The sequence below is a fragment of the Bacteroides sp. genome (assembly GCF_029057325.1).
Lineage (GTDB): Bacteria > Bacteroidota > Bacteroidia > Bacteroidales > Bacteroidaceae > Bacteroides.
On record NZ_JAICZW010000044.1, the window covers coordinates 1 to 2,283 of the forward strand.

A 2,283-nucleotide genomic window follows, 5' to 3' on the forward strand; every position below is an offset into this window, starting at 1 on the left:
ATGAATATGTGGACATTGCCAAACTTTACAGCACTGCAAAGAGTGGCGGTTTTGTCAACGGTACATTGGACGGAATAGTTAATCAATTGAAAAAAGAGGGTAAGTTGACGAAAAACTGATACCTTTGCTATATAGAAATCTAAAACAGAGTATTTATGAATGTAATGACTGTATTTTTGCTGCAAGCTCCCGGTGCAAATCCGAATAGTGGAAGTATGATGTGGATTATGCTGATAGCGATGTTCGCTATTATGTATTTCTTTATGATTCGTCCTCAAAACAAGAAGCAGAAGGAGATTGCCAATTTCCGCAAGTCGCTTCAAGTGAATCAGAAGGTAATCACAGCCGGCGGCATCCACGGCGTTGTCAAGGAGATCAATGATGATGACGTAATCCTTGAAATTGCTTCCAACGTTAAGATTCGCATCGACAAGAACTCCATCTTTGCCGCAGCTGCCGATGCAAACAGCAACCAAGCTTCTAAATAATGAAAATGTGAGCCTATGTTTGAACGTAGGAACATAAGACGCACATATCTGAAGATATCCAGACAAGTGAAGGACTTTCTGCTCAGTGAAAAGAGCAGGGAGTTCTTCATTTTTTTGTTTTTCTTCTTTGTGGCGGGAGGATTTTGGTTGTTGCGGACGTTGAACAACGACTATGAAACAAGTTTCTCCATACCGATACGATTGAAAGGAGTACCTAACGATGTGGTCATCACTTCCGAACCGGCCTCTGAATTACACATTACGGTGAAGGATAAGGGGACGGTGCTGCTTAACTATATGCTTGGCAAAAGCTTTTATCCTGTCACGCTTGATTATGCCGACTATAAAAGCGTTAACAACCGGGTGCGGATTTATGCTCCACAATTTGAGAAGAAGGTGCTGAGCCAGTTGAACGCTTCTACCCGGCTGCTTTCGATGAAACCCGATACGCTGGAATATATTTATGCGACGGGGGCTTCCAAACGGGTACCGGTAAAATTGCAAGGGACATTGAGCGCAGGTCGGGAGTACTACCTTTCGGATACGTTGTTCCGGCCGGATTCCGTGTTGGTCTATGCACCCGCAGCGGTGTTGGACACCATTACGGTAGCTTCTACACAAGCATTGAAATTGGAAAACATTTCGGACACATTAAAGCAACAAGTGTCGTTGCAAGTGCAGAAAGGAGTGAAATTTGTTCCGTCTTCCATTGAAATGACGCTTCCGGTGGATATCTATACAGAAAAGACGGTGGAAGTTCCGGTGCGTGGCGTGAATTTCCCGGCCGATAAGGTGTTGCGTGCTTTTCCCTCGAAGGTGCAAGTTACTTTTCAGGTCGGTATGAGCCGGTTCAGGCAGGTGGGTGCCGATGACTTCCATATTTATGTGACTTATGAAGAGTTACTGAAGTTGGGTTCTGACAAATATACAATTAAACTGAAGAACTTGCCGAAAGAGGTAAGCCGTGTGCGTTTCAATCCTTCTCAAATTGATTTCCTGATAGAACAGGTCTCTCCGAATTATGGCAATTAAGATAGGCATCACCGGTGGCATCGGCAGTGGGAAGAGTGTTGTGTCCCGTTTGTTGGGGATGTTGGGCGTTCCTGTCTATGATTCTGATTCGGAAACCAAACGGCTGATGGCTAGCGATACGGCTATCCGACAAGCGCTGCAAGCGTTGTTGGGGGAGGAGGTTTATGCCGGAGGCGTGCTGAACAAACCGCTGTTGGCATCTTATCTTTTCGATAGTCCGGCAAATGCCCGGCGGGTCAATGGCATCGTTCATCCCCGCGTCAGGGAAGATTTCAGGCAATGGGCGCAAAAGCGTGCCGCCTGTTCTATAGTAGGCATCGAATCCGCCATTCTGGTGGAAGCAGGGTTCACGAGTGAGGTTGATTTCCTCGTTATGGTCAGTGCGCCCGAAGAAGTGCGCATCGCGCGTGCCGTCCGAAGGGATGCTTCTTCGCGTGAATTGATAGAGAAGCGTGTCCGTAGCCAGATGAATGACGAGGAAAAACGCAGCTATGCGGACTATGTCATTGTGAATGACGATGAAACGCCGTTGATTCCGCAGCTATTGGAACTGCTTTCCCGTTTGAAAGCCACTTCTTAATATCAACAATGCCGCATCTTAGTAATAACATTGCCGCATCTTAGTGATAACAATGCCACATTTTATCTTCTGAAGTGTGGCATTTGAATTGCTAAAAATAGTCCGCTTATTTTGTATTCTCTGTGGCTTGCATTATCTTTGCCCCTCGGAAAAATAACCATTAATTACAAAACTGAATATATT

General features: G+C 45.6%; 3 protein-coding genes and 1 pseudogene. All 4 read left to right on the forward strand.

Features of this window, described 5'->3' with window-relative positions; all coding sequences use genetic code 11:
• Positions 1 to 119: pseudogene (locus K2G43_RS02960) on the forward strand (transcription antitermination factor NusB); the annotation flags it as partial.
• Between the two features lie 36 nt (positions 120 to 155).
• On the forward strand, positions 156 to 488 hold the full coding sequence (yajC, locus tag K2G43_RS02965) for a preprotein translocase subunit YajC (RefSeq protein WP_297645476.1): 333 nt from the start codon (positions 156 to 158) through the stop codon (positions 486 to 488).
• Between the two features lie 15 nt (positions 489 to 503).
• On the forward strand, positions 504 to 1,520 hold the full coding sequence (locus K2G43_RS02970; RefSeq protein ID WP_297645473.1) for a YbbR-like domain-containing protein: 1,017 nt from the start codon (positions 504 to 506) through the stop codon (positions 1,518 to 1,520).
• Entirely contained in the window at positions 1,510 to 2,100 is a 591-nt protein-coding gene (gene coaE / locus K2G43_RS02975) for a dephospho-CoA kinase (RefSeq protein ID WP_300152930.1), read from the forward strand. Before K2G43_RS02970 ends, coaE begins: the two co-directional genes overlap by 11 nt.
• Positions 2,101 to 2,283 lie beyond the last annotated feature (183 nt).

Coding starts and splice junctions, on each gene's coding strand:
- yajC (WP_297645476.1), top strand. CDS start 156: ATGAATGTAATGACTGTATTTTTGCTGCAAGCTCCCGGTGCAAATCCG.
- K2G43_RS02970 (WP_297645473.1), top strand. CDS start 504: ATGTTTGAACGTAGGAACATAAGACGCACATATCTGAAGATATCCAGA.
- coaE (WP_300152930.1), top strand. CDS start 1,510: ATGGCAATTAAGATAGGCATCACCGGTGGCATCGGCAGTGGGAAGAGT.